The organism is Bacteroides nordii (genome assembly GCF_019930665.1).
Taxonomy (GTDB): Bacteria; Bacteroidota; Bacteroidia; order Bacteroidales; family Bacteroidaceae; genus Bacteroides; species Bacteroides nordii.
On the sequence record NZ_CP082886.1, the window covers coordinates 3,416,946 to 3,435,273 of the forward strand.

Consider the following 18,328-nt stretch of genomic DNA (forward strand, 5'->3'; position numbering starts at 1 on the left):
GTATGATAAAGAACTACAGTCTTTTAATCTGTGTTTATCTGTGTTAATCCGCGTTTCATCGGATAAATACTACTCTGTGGAACTCTGTGCTACTCTGTGGTGAGTTTTGCTTATTCTTTTCCAATAATATTATCTTTTATGAATAGAAAACTCATTCATTCAGCTTTTTCACTGGTATTACTGGCAGGTATGAGCACCTGCCAAAGCCGTACGGACGGTGCGGAAGACCTGTCATCCTACGTCAATCCTTTCATCGGTACCAGTGTCAAAGCCGATACGGAACAATCTTTCAACAGCATGGGGAAAACCTTTCCCGGAGCAGCGACTCCGTTCGGAATGACCCAGGTAAGTCCCAACACCATCACCGGAGGCGACTACGGATCGGGATATGGCTATCAGCATAAGACTATCGAGGGATTCGCTTTCACCCAAATGAGTGGCGTTGGCTGGTATGGCGACTTAGGAAACTTCCTGGTGATGCCCACTACCGGTGAACTTCAGGTGATTGCCGGCAAAGAGAGCGATCCGGAGAAGAAGGGATACCGCTCGGAGTACGACAAAGCATCGGAAGCTGCTTCTGCCGGATACTACACCGCACGCTTAACGAAGTATGACATCCTAACGGAGGCAACTGCCTCTCCGCACGGAGGTGCGCTGAGATTTACCTACCCTGCCAGCGACTTGTCGCGCATCCAGATCGATCTGGCAAGACGTGTTGGCGGAACCTCTACCACGCAGTACGTGGAAGTGGTCAATGACAACACGATCCGCGGCTGGATGAAGTGCACACCCGAAGGAGGTGGTTGGGGAGACGGATATGGCAACCCCGACTATACGGTGTTTTTCTATGCAGAGTTCAGCAAACCTTTGGACAATTACGGTTTCTGGAGTGCCGACATTCCGGATGATTGGGAACGCAAACGCGAAAATGTGCTGAGCGACAATTATCAGGCTCGCATCGCCCAATCGAGCATTATCAGAGGCAAGAAGTCACTGGAAGGCAAACACGTAGGTTTCTTTGCTGAATTCCCCACCACCGATCAGGAAGAAGTTACCCTGAAAGCAGGTATCTCCTTCTCCGACTTGGAGGGTGCTGAAAAGAACTTCAAAGCAGAGTTGCAGGGGCAAACGTTCGACGGAATAAAGAAACAGGCCAAAGAGTTGTGGAACAAGGAACTTTCGAAAATCTTAATGGAAGGAGGCACCCACGATGAGAAAGTCGCATTCTACACTGCCCTGTATCACACCATGATCGATCCGCGCAACATGACAGACGTAGACGGACGGTATCCGGGCGGCGATCATCAGATTCATCAGACGACCGACTTCACGAAACGGACCATCTTCAGTGGCTGGGACGTGTTCAGAAGCCAGTTCCCCCTGCAAACCATCATCAACCCCACGTTGGTGAATGACGAGATAAATTCGTTGGTGACGCTGGCCGAAGAGAGCGGAAAAGGATATTTGGAAAGATGGGAATTCTTCAATGCCTACAGCGGATGTATGGTGGGCAACCCGGCCATCTCAGTTCTGGCAGATGCTTATGCCAAGAACATCCGGAAGTATGACATTGAGAAAGCCTACCGGGCAGCCGTACGTACCTCCGAGTTGATCGGGAACAAAGAAGAGTTAGGATACACACCCGTAGAGAAGGGATATTCTATCTCGGAGACACTGGAATATGCATACACAGACTGGTGTGTGGCACAGCTTGCCAAGGCATTGGGCAAACCGGACGACGCCGAGAAGTATACCCGGAAGTCATTGTACTACAAGAACATCTTCGACTCGGAAGACAAGATGTGGTTCCGCCCCAAACGCGAATCAGGAGCCTGGGAAGAGTGGCCCGCCAACGGCCGATTGACGGAATGGCACGGCTCCATCGAATCGAACCCCTACCAACAGGGGTGGTTTGTACCTCATGACATCGACGGAATGGTAGCACTCATGGGTGGCGAAGAGAAGGTGTTGAACGATCTGGAAGACTTCTTTGAGAAGACACCCAAGCACTTCCTGTGGAATGAGTATTACAACCACTCCAACGAACCGGTACATCAGGTTCCCTTTATGTTCAACCGGCTGAATGCCCCATGGCTGACGCAGAAATGGACCCGGTGTATCTGTGAGAATGCCTATCGAAACGACATTGAAGGACTGGCAGGAAACGAAGACGTCGGTCAGATGTCTGCCTGGTATATACTTGCAGCAGCCGGCATCCACCCCATTTGCCCGGGAGAGACCCGATACGAACTGACAAGTCCGGCATTCGGCAAAGTAACTTTCCGCCTGGAGGATGGCAAAACATTCAGCATCGTTGCAAAGAACAACTCAAAGAAGAACATCTACATCCAGCGCGCATGGCTCAACGACAAAGAGTACAACCAATGTTTTATTGATCATGCCGACATTGCAAAAGGAGGGACACTCACTCTTGAGATGGGACCGGAACCGATGAAGTCATGGGGGACGGGAGCTGAATAGAGCTAAATGCCCGGCTCCGGGGAGGAGAGTGTTCCCCGGAGCCGAGCATCTTCCTCCCCGGAGCCGAGCACCTTCCTCCCCGGAGCCGGGGAATATTCCCTGTTTACCCTGCTAACTCTATTACTTCCAAATCCTTAAACGCCCCGTTCTCTATCGCAAAACGTACCATGGTACGAACTTTATGAAAACCGGACATCCCTGCCGCACCGGGATTGATGTGAAGCATATCCAATGTTTTATCATACTTCACCTTCAGGATATGCGAATGCCCACTGATAAATAACTTAGGCGGACGCGCCATCAGGCTACCTATTATAGAGGGATCGTACTTCCCCGGATAACCTCCGATATGTTTTATCAAGACCTCAGCACCTTCCACCGTAAACCGATTGACCTGCGGAAACATCTTACGGATCTCCTGCCCGTCAATATTTCCATAAACAGCACGCAAAGGGCGGAAAGCCGCTAACTTTTCGGCTACCTCCACCGAACCGATATCTCCTGCATGCCATATTTCATCACAAGACTCAAAATATTCCAGGTATTTCTCATCCCACCATGCATGCGTATCCGATAATAATCCAACTTTCATCATAGTTTCTTTGTTTATATGCACAAAGGTACTTATATTTGGGAAAATCTTAACGCAATGGAAAGCAATTATCAGTATTTTAAAAGAGACATAAGCTGGCTGTCATTCAATTATCGCGTACTGCTGGAAGCTAATGACGACCGACTTCCACTGTATGAGCGCATCAACTTCATATCCATCTACTCTTCCAACCTGGAGGAGTTTTACAAAATACGTGTAGCCGATCATAAAGCAGTGGCATCCGGTGTCACCCAAAGCGATGAAGAGTCCGTACAATCGGCTGCCGAATTGCTGGAGAATATCAACCAGGAAGTAAACCGCCAACTGGAAGACCGTATCCGTATCTACGAACATAAGATATTGCCTGCCTTACGCAAGAACCACATCATTTTTTATCAGAGCCGGAATGTTGAACCGTTCCATCAGGAGTTCATCCGGAACTTCTTCCGTGAAGAGATATTCCCCTTCCTCCAACCGGTGCCGGTATGCAAAGATCGCGTCGTGTCATTCTTGCGGGACAACCGGCTTTATCTCGCAGTGCGTCTCTTCATGCACGGCACGGAGCAGACCGACCCGGATCATGTGCAATATTTCGTAATGAAGATGCCATATAGCAAAGTGCCCCGTTTCATCGAACTTCCCAAACAGGGAGACAACTATTACCTGATGTTTATCGAGGATATCATAAAGGCCAATATCGGTCTCATCTTCCCGGGATACGATGTGGACTCCAGTTATTGCATCAAAATCTCGCGGGATGCCGATATACTGATAGACGATACTACCAGCACCGCCGACCTTGTGGAACAGGTGAAGAAAAAAGTGAAGAAACGCAAAATAGGAGCTGTATGCCGTTTTGTATACGACCGCGGTATGCCATCGGACTTTCTGGACTTCCTCGTAGATGCCTTCCAAATAAACAGGGAGGAACTGGTTCCGGGCGACAAACATCTCAATCTTGAAGACCTGCGTCATCTGCCCAACCCGAACAGGGCATTGAAGTCACTGGAAAAACCCAGACCTATGAAGCTGAATTGCCTGGATGAAAAAGAATCCATATTCAACTATGTGAAGCAGAAAGACCTGTTGCTTTATTATCCTTACCACTCGTTTGAACACTTTATACACTTCCTGTATGAAGCCGTACACGATCCGCAAACGAAAGAAATCATGGTAACGCAATATCGTGTAGCCGAAAACTCCGCAGTCATCAATACGCTGATAGCAGCAGCGCAAAACGGAAAGAAAGTAACCGTATTCGTAGAACTCAAAGCCCGTTTTGACGAAGAGAATAACCTGGCTACAGCAGAGATGATGAAATCCGCCGGAATAAAAATCATCTACAGCCTTCCGGGACTCAAAGTGCATGCCAAAGTAGCCCTTATCCGCCGGAAGAGTAAAGGCGACGATCCCAAAACCTGCGACTTTGCTTACATAGGTACCGGTAATTTCAATGAAAAGACAGCCATGCTTTATGCCGATTGCGGACTATTCACCTGTAATCCTAAAATAACCAAAGACCTTTATACGCTCTTTTGCACCTTGCAGGGGAAGGAGAATCCCAAATTCAGTACACTGCTCGTAGCACGTTTCAACCTGATACCAGAGCTGAACCGCCTTATCGATCACGAAATAGAACTGGCCGAAAAAGGACGGGGCGGAAGAATCATACTAAAGATGAACGGATTGCAGGACCCTGCCATGATCGACCGCTTGTATGAAGCCTCACAACGAGGGGTACAAATTGACCTGATCGTCAGAGGCATCTGTTGCCTGATACCGGGACAGTCATACAGCCGTAACATTCGTATCACCCGTATTGTGGATACATTCCTTGAACATGCCCGCGTATGGTATTTCGGCAATGCCGGACATCCGAAAATCTATTTCGGTTCACCGGACTGGATGCGCCGCAATCTCTACCGCCGGATCGAAGCGGTAACCCCTGTACTCTCCCCCGAACTGCGGCAGGAAATGATCGACATGCTGAACATACAACTTTCTGACAATCGCAAAGCTTGTTTCGTAGACGAGAGGTTGTGCAATGTGTTCAAAAGTAAGTCCAAAGGAGAGGGTATCCGGGCGCAATATACTTTCTATAATTACCTGAAAAGGAAAAATGAAACATCTTTGTAATATGTATGACACTTCTCTGCAACACGAAAATCCGTCCTTTGCAGTCAGAAACAGAATACATTTATGGAGACAATCTATCTTTGCATCGTCATCTTCTTATTTGTGCTTGCAATATTCGACCTCATGGTCGGAGTGAGCAACGATGCCGTTAACTTTTTAAATTCCGCCGTCGGAGCGAAAGCAGCTTCCTTTAAAACAGTATTATTCATAGCAGGCATCGGTATATTTATCGGTGCTTCGTTGTCTAATGGTATGATGGACATCGCACGACACGGCATTTATCAACCCGAGCATTTTTACTTCGCCGAAATCATGTGCATACTGCTTGCCGTGATGCTGACGGATGTCGTACTGCTCGATGTGTTTAACTCAATGGGGATGCCTACCTCTACCACCGTTTCAATGGTGTTCGAGCTATTGGGAGGTACCTTCGCACTGGCACTTATCAAAGTCCACAACAATGATATGTTAGGGCTGGGCGACCTGATCAATACGGATAAAGCATTGTCCGTCATTATGGCTATCTTCGTTTCAGTGGCCATCGCTTTCTTTTTCGGTATGCTGGTACAATGGTTGGCACGTATCGTCTTTACTTTCAACTATAAAAAGAAGATGAAGTACAGCATTGCGCTGTTCGGTGGCATCGCAACTACAGCCATCATCTACTTCATGCTTATCAAAGGATTGAAAGACAGCTCATTTATGACATCAGAAGCCAAACAGTGGGTACAGGATAACACAGCAATGCTGATCGGATGTTTCTTTGTCTTCTTCACTATATTGATGCAAATACTCCACTGGCTGAAAGTGAATGTATTTAAGGTAGTGGTATTGTTAGGTACATTCGCATTAGCACTGGCATTTGCAGGCAATGACCTTGTCAATTTTATCGGTGTCCCCCTGGCCGGTTATTCCTCTTTTATTGACTATACAACCAATGGCATGGCAGCAGGTCCGAATGATTTTCTCATGTCCTCACTGCTAGGTCCCGCCAAAACTCCCTGGTACTTCCTGATAGGTGCAGGAGCGATCATGGTATATGCGCTTTGTACATCGAAGAAAGCCCATAATGTTATCAAGACTTCCGTAGACCTCTCCCGCCAGGACGAAGGAGAAGAAACTTTCGGTAGTACCCCAATTGCCCGTACGCTGGTACGTATCAGTATGACACTGGCAAATAGCGTCTCAGAAATAGTGCCGGAAAGTACAAAAAAGTGGATCAACACCCGTTTCCGTAAAGACGAAGCTATCATTGCCGACGGAGCTGCCTTCGACCTTGTCCGTGCATCAGTCAATCTGGTATTGGCAGGATTACTTATCGCATTAGGTACTTCTTTGAAACTTCCGTTGTCTACCACCTATGTCACTTTTATGGTAGCCATGGGTACCTCACTGGCCGACCGTGCCTGGGGACGCGACTCTGCCGTTTACCGCATCACCGGTGTTCTAAGCGTTATTGGCGGTTGGTTTCTTACCGCCGGAGCGGCTTTCACCATCTGCTTCTTCGTAGCCATGATTATCTACTTCGGAGGTACAATTGCTATCATCGCTCTTATCGCTCTGGCAGTACTCTCGCTTATTCGCAGCCAGGTAATCTATAAAAAGAAAAAAGAGAAGGAAAAAGGCAACGAAACACTGAAACAACTGATGCAAACCAGCAACAGTGACGAAGCCTTGCAATTGATGCGCCAGCACACCCGCGAAGAGTTAGGCAAAGTACTTGAATATGCCGAAACCAACTTTGAATTGACAGTCACCTCCTTCCTTCACGAGAACCTGCGGGGATTACGCCGCTCAATGGGTTCCACCAAGTTTGAGAAGCAGCTTATCAAGCAAATGAAGCGAACGGGAACCGTAGCAATGTGCAAACTGGATAATAACACCGTACTCGAAAAAGGTCTTTACTATTATCAGGGAAATGATTTTGCCAGCGAACTGGTATACAGTATCGCCCGCCTGTGCGAACCCTGTCTGGAACATACAGACAATAACTTCAATCCGCTGGATGCCATTCAGAAGGGAGAATTCGGAGACGTAGCCGAAGATATCACTTATCTGATACAGCAGTGCCGCAAGAAACTTGAATCCAACGATTATAATGATTTTGAGGAAGAAGTACGTCGTGCCAATGACCTTAATGCCCAACTTTCACACTTGAAACGTCAGGAGTTACAACGCATCCAAAGCCAAACAGGCAGTGTCAGAGTAAGTATGATATACCTGACAATGGTACAAGAAGCACAAAATGTGGTAACTTATACAATCAATCTGATGAAGGTAAGCCGTAAATTCCAAATGGAAACGGATGCCTGATAGAGCATTATTAAAAACCCAAAAGGGGAACGATTGTTGAAACGCAGGATAAACGTAGATTTTCGCAGATTAAGAGAAAGTTAAGTCTTTAATTTATATCTCTTTGCGAAAATCTGCGTTTATCCTTTCAATACTCATCAACCAACGCAACCAAGTGCACTACTATTCTCAATCTGGATAATACTTCCCGGGAACTGCGTTAGCCGGAACATACGGTTCCATCCAGAATGCAGAACGACGTTTGAACTTCAGTTCAGTAGATGGATACCAGTTTGCCCATGAAGCAGGATCACTGTTCACCACCGGAGCCATTGCACTTTCTCCATTTCCATTTAAAGCGGTCACAGTATACTCGTATACAATAATTCCACTTCTATCGGCATCAGCATTATCCAGGCTACCAGGCAGGCTAAAGGCAGGAACAACTCCCTGAAGCTCTTCATCCGCAAAAGAAGTAGCTTTTCCCTCATAAACCTTCAGGAAATCTTTCTCACCCAACTTTCTTCTGTAAACCCTGTAAACTTCAGTACCTAATACTTGACCCCAGGAGAGATCAATCCGACCGGAATCAAGTTGAAGTTTTAAGCCTTCCGGATAATGAGAAGGAGACTTACTTATATAAACCGGATATTCACAGGCAGAAGCAGCCTCTTTCTTTCCGTTGACAGAGACAGCACGTACATGATACTTACCATCTGCCAGTTTGGGCAACATATATATAGTTTTTGTGGTTGTGCCTGATACTTCCCAACTTTTGCCTCCATCTTTTGAGAGTTCCATACGGACCTTTGACACCGATTGAGGCTTTGATAAATAAACCATGTTGCCGGCTTTTGCATAAACAACATCCTCAATCGTTGTGGGCATAGGAACAGGTTCTTTGGCTGTATATTCAATGGAATGTTCTCCGGCGGGTAGTTTCACTCCGGCTACATCCCCTTTGTACATCACTCCGTCAATATAGAGTTTTCCCCCTTTCACACCTGTCAAAGTCAACGTCGCCTGACCGTCCGACTTCAATCTCCCCTTGCAATCTCCACTTACAAGGCGTGTCAATGCGATGGCTGTTTCTGTCTCATCTGTAAGATAAATACCCAAACCGTCAGCAGCAATCTCAGAACCTTTGAACAGGGCCAGTTGCAGATCTCCGTTCTTCATCCGGCGAACCATCCCTGCTTCTCCTTTGAAAGTCACAGAATCCGAATGCCAGGTAATGGGATCGCTGTCCCTGAAAATAATATCCCGGCTCTTATCTGTAGCAATCTGCACTATCCCCTTCGGACTCCTGCTTTTATCCGGAACGAATTCATAAACATCATTTCCTGCTAATAATGCCGGAACAGTGAGTTTACCATCCAAAACACGTACCGATTCTTTCTTGTGAGTAACCAGCGTCAGCAAAGAACCAACACCATCCCGGTAAAAGCCTTTTGACTTCGCTGTTCCTGCCGTTGTCCAATACTCCGGACGTACTTTATCCATAAATACAATCTTCGGAAATTCATCTTCTTTCCGGGTGAACCATGAGAAGCGGTTGAAAGCTCTCCAATTAGTTCCGGTCTGATCGTAAATCAGAAAATAATCGGTCCCTACCAGAAGAATACTGCGGGATACATATTCAGGCCATGCAAAAGAATCTTTTCCCTCTGCCGAACGTACTTCAGCCATCTGAGCTATCTCCAGATCGTATAAAGGGGCAACCAGCTCATTCATTCCGATATTACAGAAAGTACCGTTTTTCATGACTCCGAAATTGGTTACTCCATCCGTATTATTCTGCGTATGATCTCCTACCGCCTCATTTTCATGACCGGTATAAACTTTGTCTTGTGCATAGAAATAGATACCGCCTGCATTGCCTTGCCCCTGATGTCCCCAGCGGTAATTGGGCCCCTTGTCTACCTGATTCAAATGGATGGAAAGTTCTTCGTCCGAATCAACTCCGGCACGAAGTACAATCCCATGCCCGGTATATTTGCAACTTTTCAGATGCGGACTCGTACCTGTATCTTTCGTCTGATGCGTATTCTTATGCACCTCTACCCATTTCGTATCATTCGCCTTTTCTTCCACATCTTCTCCTATCGCTCCCAACCATCGTAAATTTTCGGCTACCAGCGGATCATAATACTGCAACCAGTTTCCTAATTCATAAACAGGCGCATAGCACGGCACCAACCTACCGCCACCGTGTGCACCATGAGGTGGATAAGCTCGTCCCGGCGTTACCATATCAACCATCCAGCGGGCTCTTTGCGCCATATGAGAATCTGCAAACCGATTTTTACCATCAAACAGTTCCAAGGCTATATTCGAATGTACGGTAGGACGCAGATAAGCCCAATTGTACACTCCTAAACTTTCTACCCAACGTCCTCCCTTAGACTCATAGGAGCTGACTTCCGGACGGGTATAAAACAAACCATAAACTTCAATCGACTTCTCAAAGAAATCGGCCCACTCCTTTGCCATCGGATGTTCCGGGAAAAGAAAAGCCGTTTGTCCGGTCACTGCCCATCCATCGGCAGCCATGTTGGCAGTGCCTGCCAATGAAGTACGAATGGCATTCATCGGTTCAAGCATATTCACATAACCGGCCAATAAGAAAAGAGCCTCAACAGTCCTACGTTGTTCGTCGGACAAATCTTTGTAGTAAGTCAGATAATCCTGTACCCACTGTGAATAAACCGGGCGGTGAGAAATGGAATGAATGCCCGGAAAACTGTTCATCCCGGTCATATAATACGCCATCGGAGAAGTGACCATCTGCTTATAAAACCGATCGGCAGAAGTTTCTTTGAGTCTTTTGGCAAAAGGATTTTCGGGGCGTTTCGCTTCTCGTGGATATTCCAGTACCCAGTTCTTCACCTTATCCAGATTCAGTAACGCATATTGCCGGTGAAGCATCATCGTATACCGGAATACCATTTCGGCCGAATGGTCTTTTCCGCCATTAGCCGCAATATCATCAATACTCTTATTGAAAGCCTCCACTTTGGGGTGTGTATCACCGATCCGGGTAAATGCTATTGCTGTAGAGCGCGTACCATTTTGTACCGGATACTTAAAATAGAGTTTCTTATCCGCATATCTGAAATAGACAGACAGATCGGGAGTAGGCTGCCAAATACCGTATTGCCGGTCATTCCAACGATTGTGGTCATAAACAAATACACCCAACTCACGGGCATCCTTTCCACTCTCCCAAAAAGTCATCACAGGAACTTGCTCCCGCGTAGAGTTTCCTCCGAAAGGCAACAGACGATATACCATTTCTTTGTCAACCTGTTCTATCCATCCTTCACCTGTCCAATGCGGATCTTCCTGGCAATAACTGGTATAAAGAGGTTGTTCAACAGGTACTCCGTCAGCAACGGTCACATCTTTCTGACGGTCCCAGTTAGCATATTTATGAGTCGGATGGAAGCCGGTCCACTCCATATCTACAAAAACTCCGTCTTGTTTTTCTATTCCGCTCATCTCTTCATCGAAGATTACGAACGGATAGCCTTGTACCACCTTAACAGAAGTCCGATACTCGGCTCCTCCCTCCAAACGATAAAGTACCAGACACTCGGCAAACAGCTCTCCATTCTCTTTTACGGAAGTCTCTACGGACACTATTTTCTTATGACCGGAGTACAACCTGTTATGACCGGAAGCTCCTTCTCCCTTTGAAACAGAAAGAATTGGAGCCGGAGCGATATTGTCATTCACGGTAGCAGTTACAGGAATGGCAACACTAAAATCCGTATTTCCAAGTATCCAACAGTCCGTTTTTCGTTCGATGTATACCGGATGATCAGACTTCATCTTCCGGCTGCCCAACCGCAAAGTATACTTAAAACCTCCCCCGGCAGACATGGAGGCGAAAAAATGGATACGTGCAGAGCAAATGCGATTGTTATCGTACTTCTTATCCGAAAGTTGAAAAGTAACCGGATTTCCGGTCCGGGTATCTATCAACTCCAAACGGTTCTCAACATTACTATCCAGAGAAAAAGTAACCGGATAGCTGATCAGAGTCTCCGGCCAACTGTATATAGACAAGGAAAGCGGATTCTCTTTTTCAAAAGTTACAGCTGGATGGTCCGTAGAAATACGATATTGTTGTGCATAGGTATCAAATACCCAGCACAACAACACAATAAAACTTATAACAGTATATCTCATCAATTTTAAATTTTTTCAGCTATCAAAGCATAAGCACACCATAATGCCGGAGCTTGTCCGTGCAGATCGCCTGTCAATGGCTTGCGGTTACGATAATGCTCACTTGTATTTCCTAACATCGTGCCCTCACATACACCTTCTACATCTCCCATCTGGTTCACATAAGAAGTAAGTCCAATCCACGCCTTACGAGCAGCAGGACCATACTCGTCTTTATCGAGCCATCCTTTTTTTACACCTACGATCATCGCATATGCAAACATACCCGTACCGGATGTTTCTTCCCACATAGATGCATCATCTACAACTTGTTTCCACATACCTTTTTGGTCCTGCATCTCTTTCAGGCGTACCATCATTTTGAGATACCCCTGCATGATAGCTTTCCTATCCGGGTTATCTTCCGGAAGAATACGCAGTAACTCTGCCATGCCTACAGCCATCCATCCGTTACCTCTCCCCCAACAGAAACGAGCTGTCGGAGCATGATAGAACAAACCTGAAGGTTGTTGTATGGAATCCAGGTAAAGCACCATTTCACGGGCGGCACGATCGATGTATTTCCGTTCGTTCGTTACCCTGTAAGCCTGTGCCTGTATAGCAGTAATCATAAACATATCATCCAGCCAGAAGCGTGTCTGCCAGGAGTATCCTTTATCTGCCCACTCCTTTTGCTGGGGCAGACAGACATCTGCATCTACAAAATCACCATACATACTGCTCTTGCATGTATCCTGATGATCGAGCGTCCAGTCTGCCGGCAGCTCCCATTGCGAATCGGCATACATCATCCCCATTTTCTTATACCGTTCATCACCGGTTTGCAAATAGAATTCTAAAGGCAATGCTCCGAATACATTGTTGTCAACATGGTTCGGTTTCGGTTGAAGAAATGCTTCTGTAGTAAACAAAGGCTCGAAGCGTTCGGTCAACCGTTGTGTTAATTCCGCATTGCCACATTCCTTAGCAAACCACAATCCTCCCAACCAGGTGCAAACGTCCGGATAAGTAATCTGAGTACGTGGTTCGTTTATACGTAAAGGACTACCATACTGCGAATGCCCCTGAGCCAAGAAGCGGTAAGTTATTTTAGTACCAATCTCAACGGGATCAGCCCCCTCCGGGAAATTATCAAAATAACTCACTTCTTGCCTTGAGCATGATGCCAGCCCCAGGATTACCAATGCAAAGAAAACAATATTCTTCTTCATAACTAATACTATATAATCAAATCTTTAAAAACTTCAGCATACATACTTTTTTGCCATTGTCAACACGAAGGAAATAAAGTCCTTCATACAAGCCCACAGCCGAAAGAGTAACTGTCTGCTCATATTCTTCCTGAATATTCCAATGCCTCACTACCTGTCCGGATAAGCAGACTATCGACACACGTTCCGGTTTATCTTCCTGCGGAAAAGAAAGATGGAACTCATCCCTTACCGGATTGGGGAAAAGGCGGTAACCTGCTTCTTCTCTGGCATTCTCAATCCCAACAGACGAATCATTCCAACTGATAGTCTTTTCCAACACACCATTTTTATAGACGAAAAGTTCATCTGCGTCATTCTTCTGCTGTACATAGGGACTATTGAAGAGGTATTCTTCAGAAAGGGTCAACGGTACTCCGTTCACCTTGTAATTATCCTGATAAGTTTCGGTAGGCGGAAAGAATTGCAACTGCAAAACATCGCCACTCAAAGAAGTATACTTCACTGCCGGCTTACTTGTAGTATAATCCTGTTTTTCTATCTTTGTCTTGGTAAGAACCGCATTCTTGAATAACTCCAGTTCCTCACTACGGGTAGCCGCTTTATATTCCGGCTCTATTTCTGAGGTTTCCAGTACCCAGGCTCCTTTTCGGCAAGAGGTATCTTCCAAAGTAAGAACATCGTGATTGCTGACTACAAAATCTGTATTCGTCCACGTATAAGGTTCCAATGTTTTAAAGGCGAAAAGCATCGTTCCGGTATGACAAAAGATCCAGCCATCTGCTTCGATACGTTCTTTAATACCTCTTTTTGTGAAAGGAACATAGATGCGGTAACGCTTTCCCTGAATATAAGTAGTCGGTACATTATACACCCCAACCGCTGCTTTTTCATATTGCATCACCCTGTGATAAGGGTTCTCTCCGTATCCTTCAATATTAGCATTTGTATTGTCGGTAGGACGGGCAGGATTGTCCTGACAAACAGAAAACACACTCTCTACAACATCACTTTGCCAGGCCAGATAAGTACGTTTGGTCTCTTTATAGGCATAGCAGGAAGTAGCTTTTGACAAATCATAAGGGATTTCTGTTTGAGTAGCCAAACCGTAATTGTTGCTTTGATATGTATATTTAAAACGTTTCCAGTTCAACACATCTTTGTTTGAACCATTCACTCCTATATCATTAATGTAACTGGTATATACATAAGGATATTCCTTCGAGTCGTAAACCTGCAACAAAGCCGGGTCGGGAGCCACATTACGTTTATAAGCCAACCAGAAATTCATACTTGCCGTATTATTGGTTACGGTCAGTCCCGGAATAAAAAGGTATTTATTCTCCTGATTACCGAAGTACAACCAGGCAAGCGCCGTTATATTCGAATTGGAAGCACGGGCACCTGTATATAATTGGTCCCAACCCTTACAACGAGGTGGATTGGCCACATACAATCCCTGATTCCAGGCCGAAAGTAAACTGGCAATCATTTGCTGGTAAACCGCATTAGCCTTTTGATTAATTTCCTCATCCTGACAGAACTCAGCCAACATACGTACATACATTATATTCGTAGAGAAATAAATAAATGCATCTGCTTCACTACAATTATTGTGGAAGAATTTATTCAGCCAATTCAAAATACGGGGACGATTATAATCCCTGATCTGCTTCGTTGTACGTCCGTACCGATCTGTAAAATCACTCCATTGCTCAGTAGCCATAAAGCCGACCGTATAACGTATCATATCCAAATTAAGAGTAATTCCTCTTGAATTATAATCACCTAACTGAAGAAACGTCTTTATTTTGGCTTTTAAAGACTCCGGCATATTGTCCTTTGTCAGCAAATAACCATGTAGTGTGGCATGAGCATAAAATTCAACGCCCGAACCCGTAGAGTTGTAATACAAATCAGGATCGGCTATATATTTGTCATACATAGCCTCCAGGTTGTTTATCGCCCGTGACTTATCGTAATTAAGATATAAACGTGCAAAATAATACGGACCCGTATATTTAGGATCACCTCCGGAAGGTGATGTACCCTTTGCCATATACTGAATCATAGCATCACACCGTTTCTCGTAGGTAGCCCCCGAAATCATAGACTGCGCTCTACTTTCAGCACTTATCATAAATAATAAGACACACAGCCAGATAGAAAGTTTTTTCATTGGTTCACTCATAAAATTACCGGAAAAAGTTCCGGACTACTTAAACTCAAGACTAAGTAGTCCGGATGTGTTTTTTTAATTAAAACAGGATTTTGCCTGATTGTGAAGTCTCACCTTCGGAGACAGACAGGAAATACACTCCACGCTCGATAAGAGAAATGGTTTCTCCATTACCCAGTTGTACGGATTTAACCAATGCGCCTGAAGTATTGTACACATTTACCTTAGCAAGCCCTTCAATACCATATACGGTAACTCCATTGCTGTTAGCAACCAATGTGAAGCGACTCTGCTCTTTCTGGTTAGTAGTAATACCAGTAGCACCACTACCCAATTCGTAAGCACCCAAATCATACTTCTGACCCATCGGGCGGGCATTACCGCAAATGTCGGTCGTCGCAATCGTATAATCAGGAATGGTATTAACACCTTTATCTACCAAGTCTGATGCATTCAAAAGTCCCCAATTTGCCTTGGCTATTGCTTCCAACGTTCCTTCCAGAAATTCGTAACCAATACCGGCTTCTACTGTCGGACGAATGAAACGAGGGGCAAGTCCTTCTGTTACCTCTTCAGTAAAGTCATTGCTTTCAATCAACTGGTAAGAAGTTGGGTTTGTATTCAGATTCTTATTTTCCATCCAGATACCTGCACCCTGGATTCCGCAGTATGCAAATGTCTCTACATATCCGGCCTGATTCAGGTTGAGATTATTTGCATTCCCCTGTTCGTTCACATTGCCCCAAAATACAGAGTTGTAAATAGTGGAATTTCCATTAGAGAAAACACCACCACCAGCTTTAGCACCCATATTTTTTACTACGGTTGTATTAATCAACTTTCCACCATTGTTATGGATATAAACACCACCACCGCGAAAAACAGAAGAGTTATTATATATCACACAGTTTTCTGCTACTGCACTGTTATTTAAAAAGATACCACCGCCAAATGCGTTTTTACCGGAAACTACCTGGTTATTCCGAATAACAGAATTGCTGATAACACTTTTATTTCCTTGTATATTAATACCGCCGCCATAAGAAGAACCATCGGAATCGTCGTTCTGATTCGTACAACTCTCAATCAAACAGCTCTTAACCAAACCGGCACCATCCACAAATACACCGGCTCCGTTTACGGCGCTATTCTTACTGGCTTCCGCTTTAATATTACGAACGATGCAATTACTCAGAACAGCATTATTTTTCAGGTAAGCACCCGCCCCATGATCATTTACGTTTGTATTATCACAGATCGTTATGCCATCTACCACATCTCCTTCTGCATTCATAGTGAATATACGATAGCTGGGATCAGTATCGGTATTTCCCTGGAATTGTGTTTCGTATTCAAACTCCCAAGGCTCTACAATACCGTTTTCATCCTGATCTTTCAATATACGCTGTTCCAATGCGGTTTCATTTCCTTTAAAACCACCATATATCTGTACTCCTGCACGGTCTTCATTCAGATTGATGGAACCTGTCACCTGATAAATACCTTTCGCAACCCACACTTTATCTTTGGCTGCAATATTGCTCAATATACCATTAAACTTTCCATCGGTAATCTCTACAACCACATTGTTTTCATCCTGAGTAATATGACTCCAGGCTTCTGTATCGCTACTTAATTTCACATACACGTTCTTTGCATCTAACTGGTTGGTAAAAGCCATTGCAATCATCAAAGATGCTAATAAATGTTTTTTCATAATAACTATTTTTTTAATAATACATTAATAACCTTCATTCTGCCACATGATATTCACATCATTATAAGCTGCCATTTCGGAGAAAGGAATCGGTAGCAGCAACTGATAATCCTGAACTGTATACTGTCCGGAACCTTCGTCACGATGCTTAAAGTGTTCATTCATTGTAGAAACGGCTATTCCCCAACGAATCAAATCACACCAACGCAGGCCTTCAAAAGCAAACTCAACTCTTCTCTCCTGGATAATTGCATTGCGGAAAGTATCTTTATCATACAGTTCCACAGGAGTCAATGCATCCAGTCCGGCACGAGCCCGTACGGCATTCAGAATTTTAAAAGGTTCACTGTTGATATCAGCCACATAGCCCAGCTCGTTAAGAGCCTCAGCATACATCATCTTCACATCTGTATACCGCAGAATAGGAAGATTGTTTGCCCAGTCATTTTTCTCTTTCGGTGTGTAAGTATCCCACTTGCAATATTTGTATACCAGCTTGGACTGTGTATCATAGGTTCCGTTAATCTTCACATTGGTAACTACGGACAGAGCTTTCCGTTTATCCACTTTCGGAGAGGTTTCGTAAGCATCCCATAAATTCTCCGACGCTCTCATATTTCCGCTATATCCGGTGAAAGGAGCCACGTAAGCAGTGTTAGGCAATGTCAGTTTTTCAGGAATAAAGCCGGTAATAAATGAATTACCTTCACCAATCTGCCCTCCGATAAACTGAACTTCCCAAACACGTTCTTTTCCATTGTCTTTGGAGTCAATGAAGCAGTCTTCATATTTTTTCTCCATTTCATAGCGTACAGATTCCTGATCTACTACCATTTTCAGGTAAGTCCGGGCATCTTCAAAATTATTCTGGAACATGTATAACCGGCCGAGCATTCCGGCAGCAGCATAGCGGGTAGCACGTCCGATGTCATTCGTGCCCCATTCTTCGGGAAGCAATCTGATAGCCTCCTTATAATCGGATATGGCCTGTCCGAGAGTTGCCTCCTGAGTAGAACGCGGAATTTTACGGATCTCCGACAAAGGAGTCGTTTTTGTGATCAAAGGAACGCCTCCCCACTGCCAACCCAGACTCCAATAAGCATAGGCACGCAGCATATAAGCTTCTCCTTTAATGTAATCACGTCTTTCCTCATTTGTGAATTCGGCATTATCAATCTTATCCAGAATCAGATTACAGCGGTCAATTATAGACCAGTAAGTTTTCCAGGAAGTAGTCCAGATACTCTCGTTAGGTGAATCAACAAACCTGCCCACGTTATTTGCATTTCGCGAATCATCACTACGGTGATTGATATACATAAACCAACAAGAGTTCGTATTATACAGAAGTTGTTGTTTTCCGTAAACAGCCGAGATAGCCTGCTCAAAATCCGATTCCTTTTTATAGCCTTCTTCCACCGTATAATCGGACTGTGGAGTAATGTCCAGAAAAGCATTGCAAGCTCCCAACACAAACGACAACGATAACAATAATATGAATGTTATTTGCTTCATTTTTTCATTGT

General features: G+C 44.9%; 9 protein-coding genes. 3 read left to right on the plus strand and 6 right to left on the minus strand.

Translation table 11 applies throughout. The features are described 5' to 3' along the window. Positions 1–138 precede the first annotated feature (138 nt). A complete protein-coding gene (locus K8P02_RS13515; RefSeq protein ID WP_223381380.1) occupies positions 139–2,481 on the plus strand; it encodes a GH92 family glycosyl hydrolase in 2,343 nt (780 codons plus the stop codon). A 103-nt stretch (positions 2,482–2,584) separates the two neighbouring features. On the opposite strand, the gene K8P02_RS13520 is transcribed toward K8P02_RS13515, so the two are convergent. After that, entirely contained in the window at positions 2,585–3,076 is a 492-nt protein-coding gene (locus tag K8P02_RS13520; protein ID WP_223381382.1) for a metallophosphoesterase family protein, read from the minus strand. A 54-nt stretch (positions 3,077–3,130) separates the two neighbouring features. Between K8P02_RS13520 and K8P02_RS13525 the strand changes: the two genes are divergently transcribed. Both K8P02_RS13525 and K8P02_RS13530 read left to right on the plus strand, forming a co-directional pair. Next, the gene (locus tag K8P02_RS13525) at positions 3,131–5,209 is read left to right on the plus strand and encodes an RNA degradosome polyphosphate kinase (RefSeq protein ID WP_025866726.1); all 2,079 of its coding nucleotides are present in this window, start codon (positions 3,131–3,133) and stop codon (positions 5,207–5,209) included. A 63-nt stretch (positions 5,210–5,272) separates the two neighbouring features. After that, a complete protein-coding gene (locus K8P02_RS13530) occupies positions 5,273–7,522 on the plus strand; it encodes an inorganic phosphate transporter (protein WP_223381384.1) in 2,250 nt (749 codons plus the stop codon). 168 nt (positions 7,523–7,690) lie between these two features. On the opposite strand, the gene K8P02_RS13535 is transcribed toward K8P02_RS13530, so the two are convergent. From K8P02_RS13535 to K8P02_RS13555, 5 genes are all read right to left on the minus strand, one after another. After that, a complete protein-coding gene (locus K8P02_RS13535) occupies positions 7,691–11,695 on the minus strand; it encodes a fibronectin type III domain-containing protein (protein ID WP_223381386.1) in 4,005 nt (1,334 codons plus the stop codon). Positions 11,696–11,700: 5 nt separating this feature from the next. After that, positions 11,701–12,906, minus strand: coding sequence for a glycoside hydrolase family 88/105 protein (locus K8P02_RS13540; RefSeq protein ID WP_223381388.1), 1,206 nt, complete (start codon positions 12,904–12,906; stop codon positions 11,701–11,703). Positions 12,907–12,922: 16 nt separating this feature from the next. Then, complete coding sequence (locus K8P02_RS13545) at positions 12,923–15,085, minus strand: T9SS type A sorting domain-containing protein (protein ID WP_223381390.1); 2,163 nt, start codon at positions 15,083–15,085, stop codon at positions 12,923–12,925. A 79-nt stretch (positions 15,086–15,164) separates the two neighbouring features. Further along, a complete protein-coding gene (locus K8P02_RS13550; RefSeq protein ID WP_025866724.1) occupies positions 15,165–16,802 on the minus strand; it encodes a T9SS type A sorting domain-containing protein in 1,638 nt (545 codons plus the stop codon). A gap of 24 nt (positions 16,803–16,826) precedes the next feature. Beyond that, positions 16,827–18,317 carry a RagB/SusD family nutrient uptake outer membrane protein gene (locus K8P02_RS13555; RefSeq protein ID WP_025866723.1) on the minus strand — a complete coding sequence of 497 codons (1,491 nt, stop codon included), beginning with the start codon at positions 18,315–18,317 and terminating at the stop codon, positions 16,827–16,829. Positions 18,318–18,328: the final 11 nt, after the last annotated feature.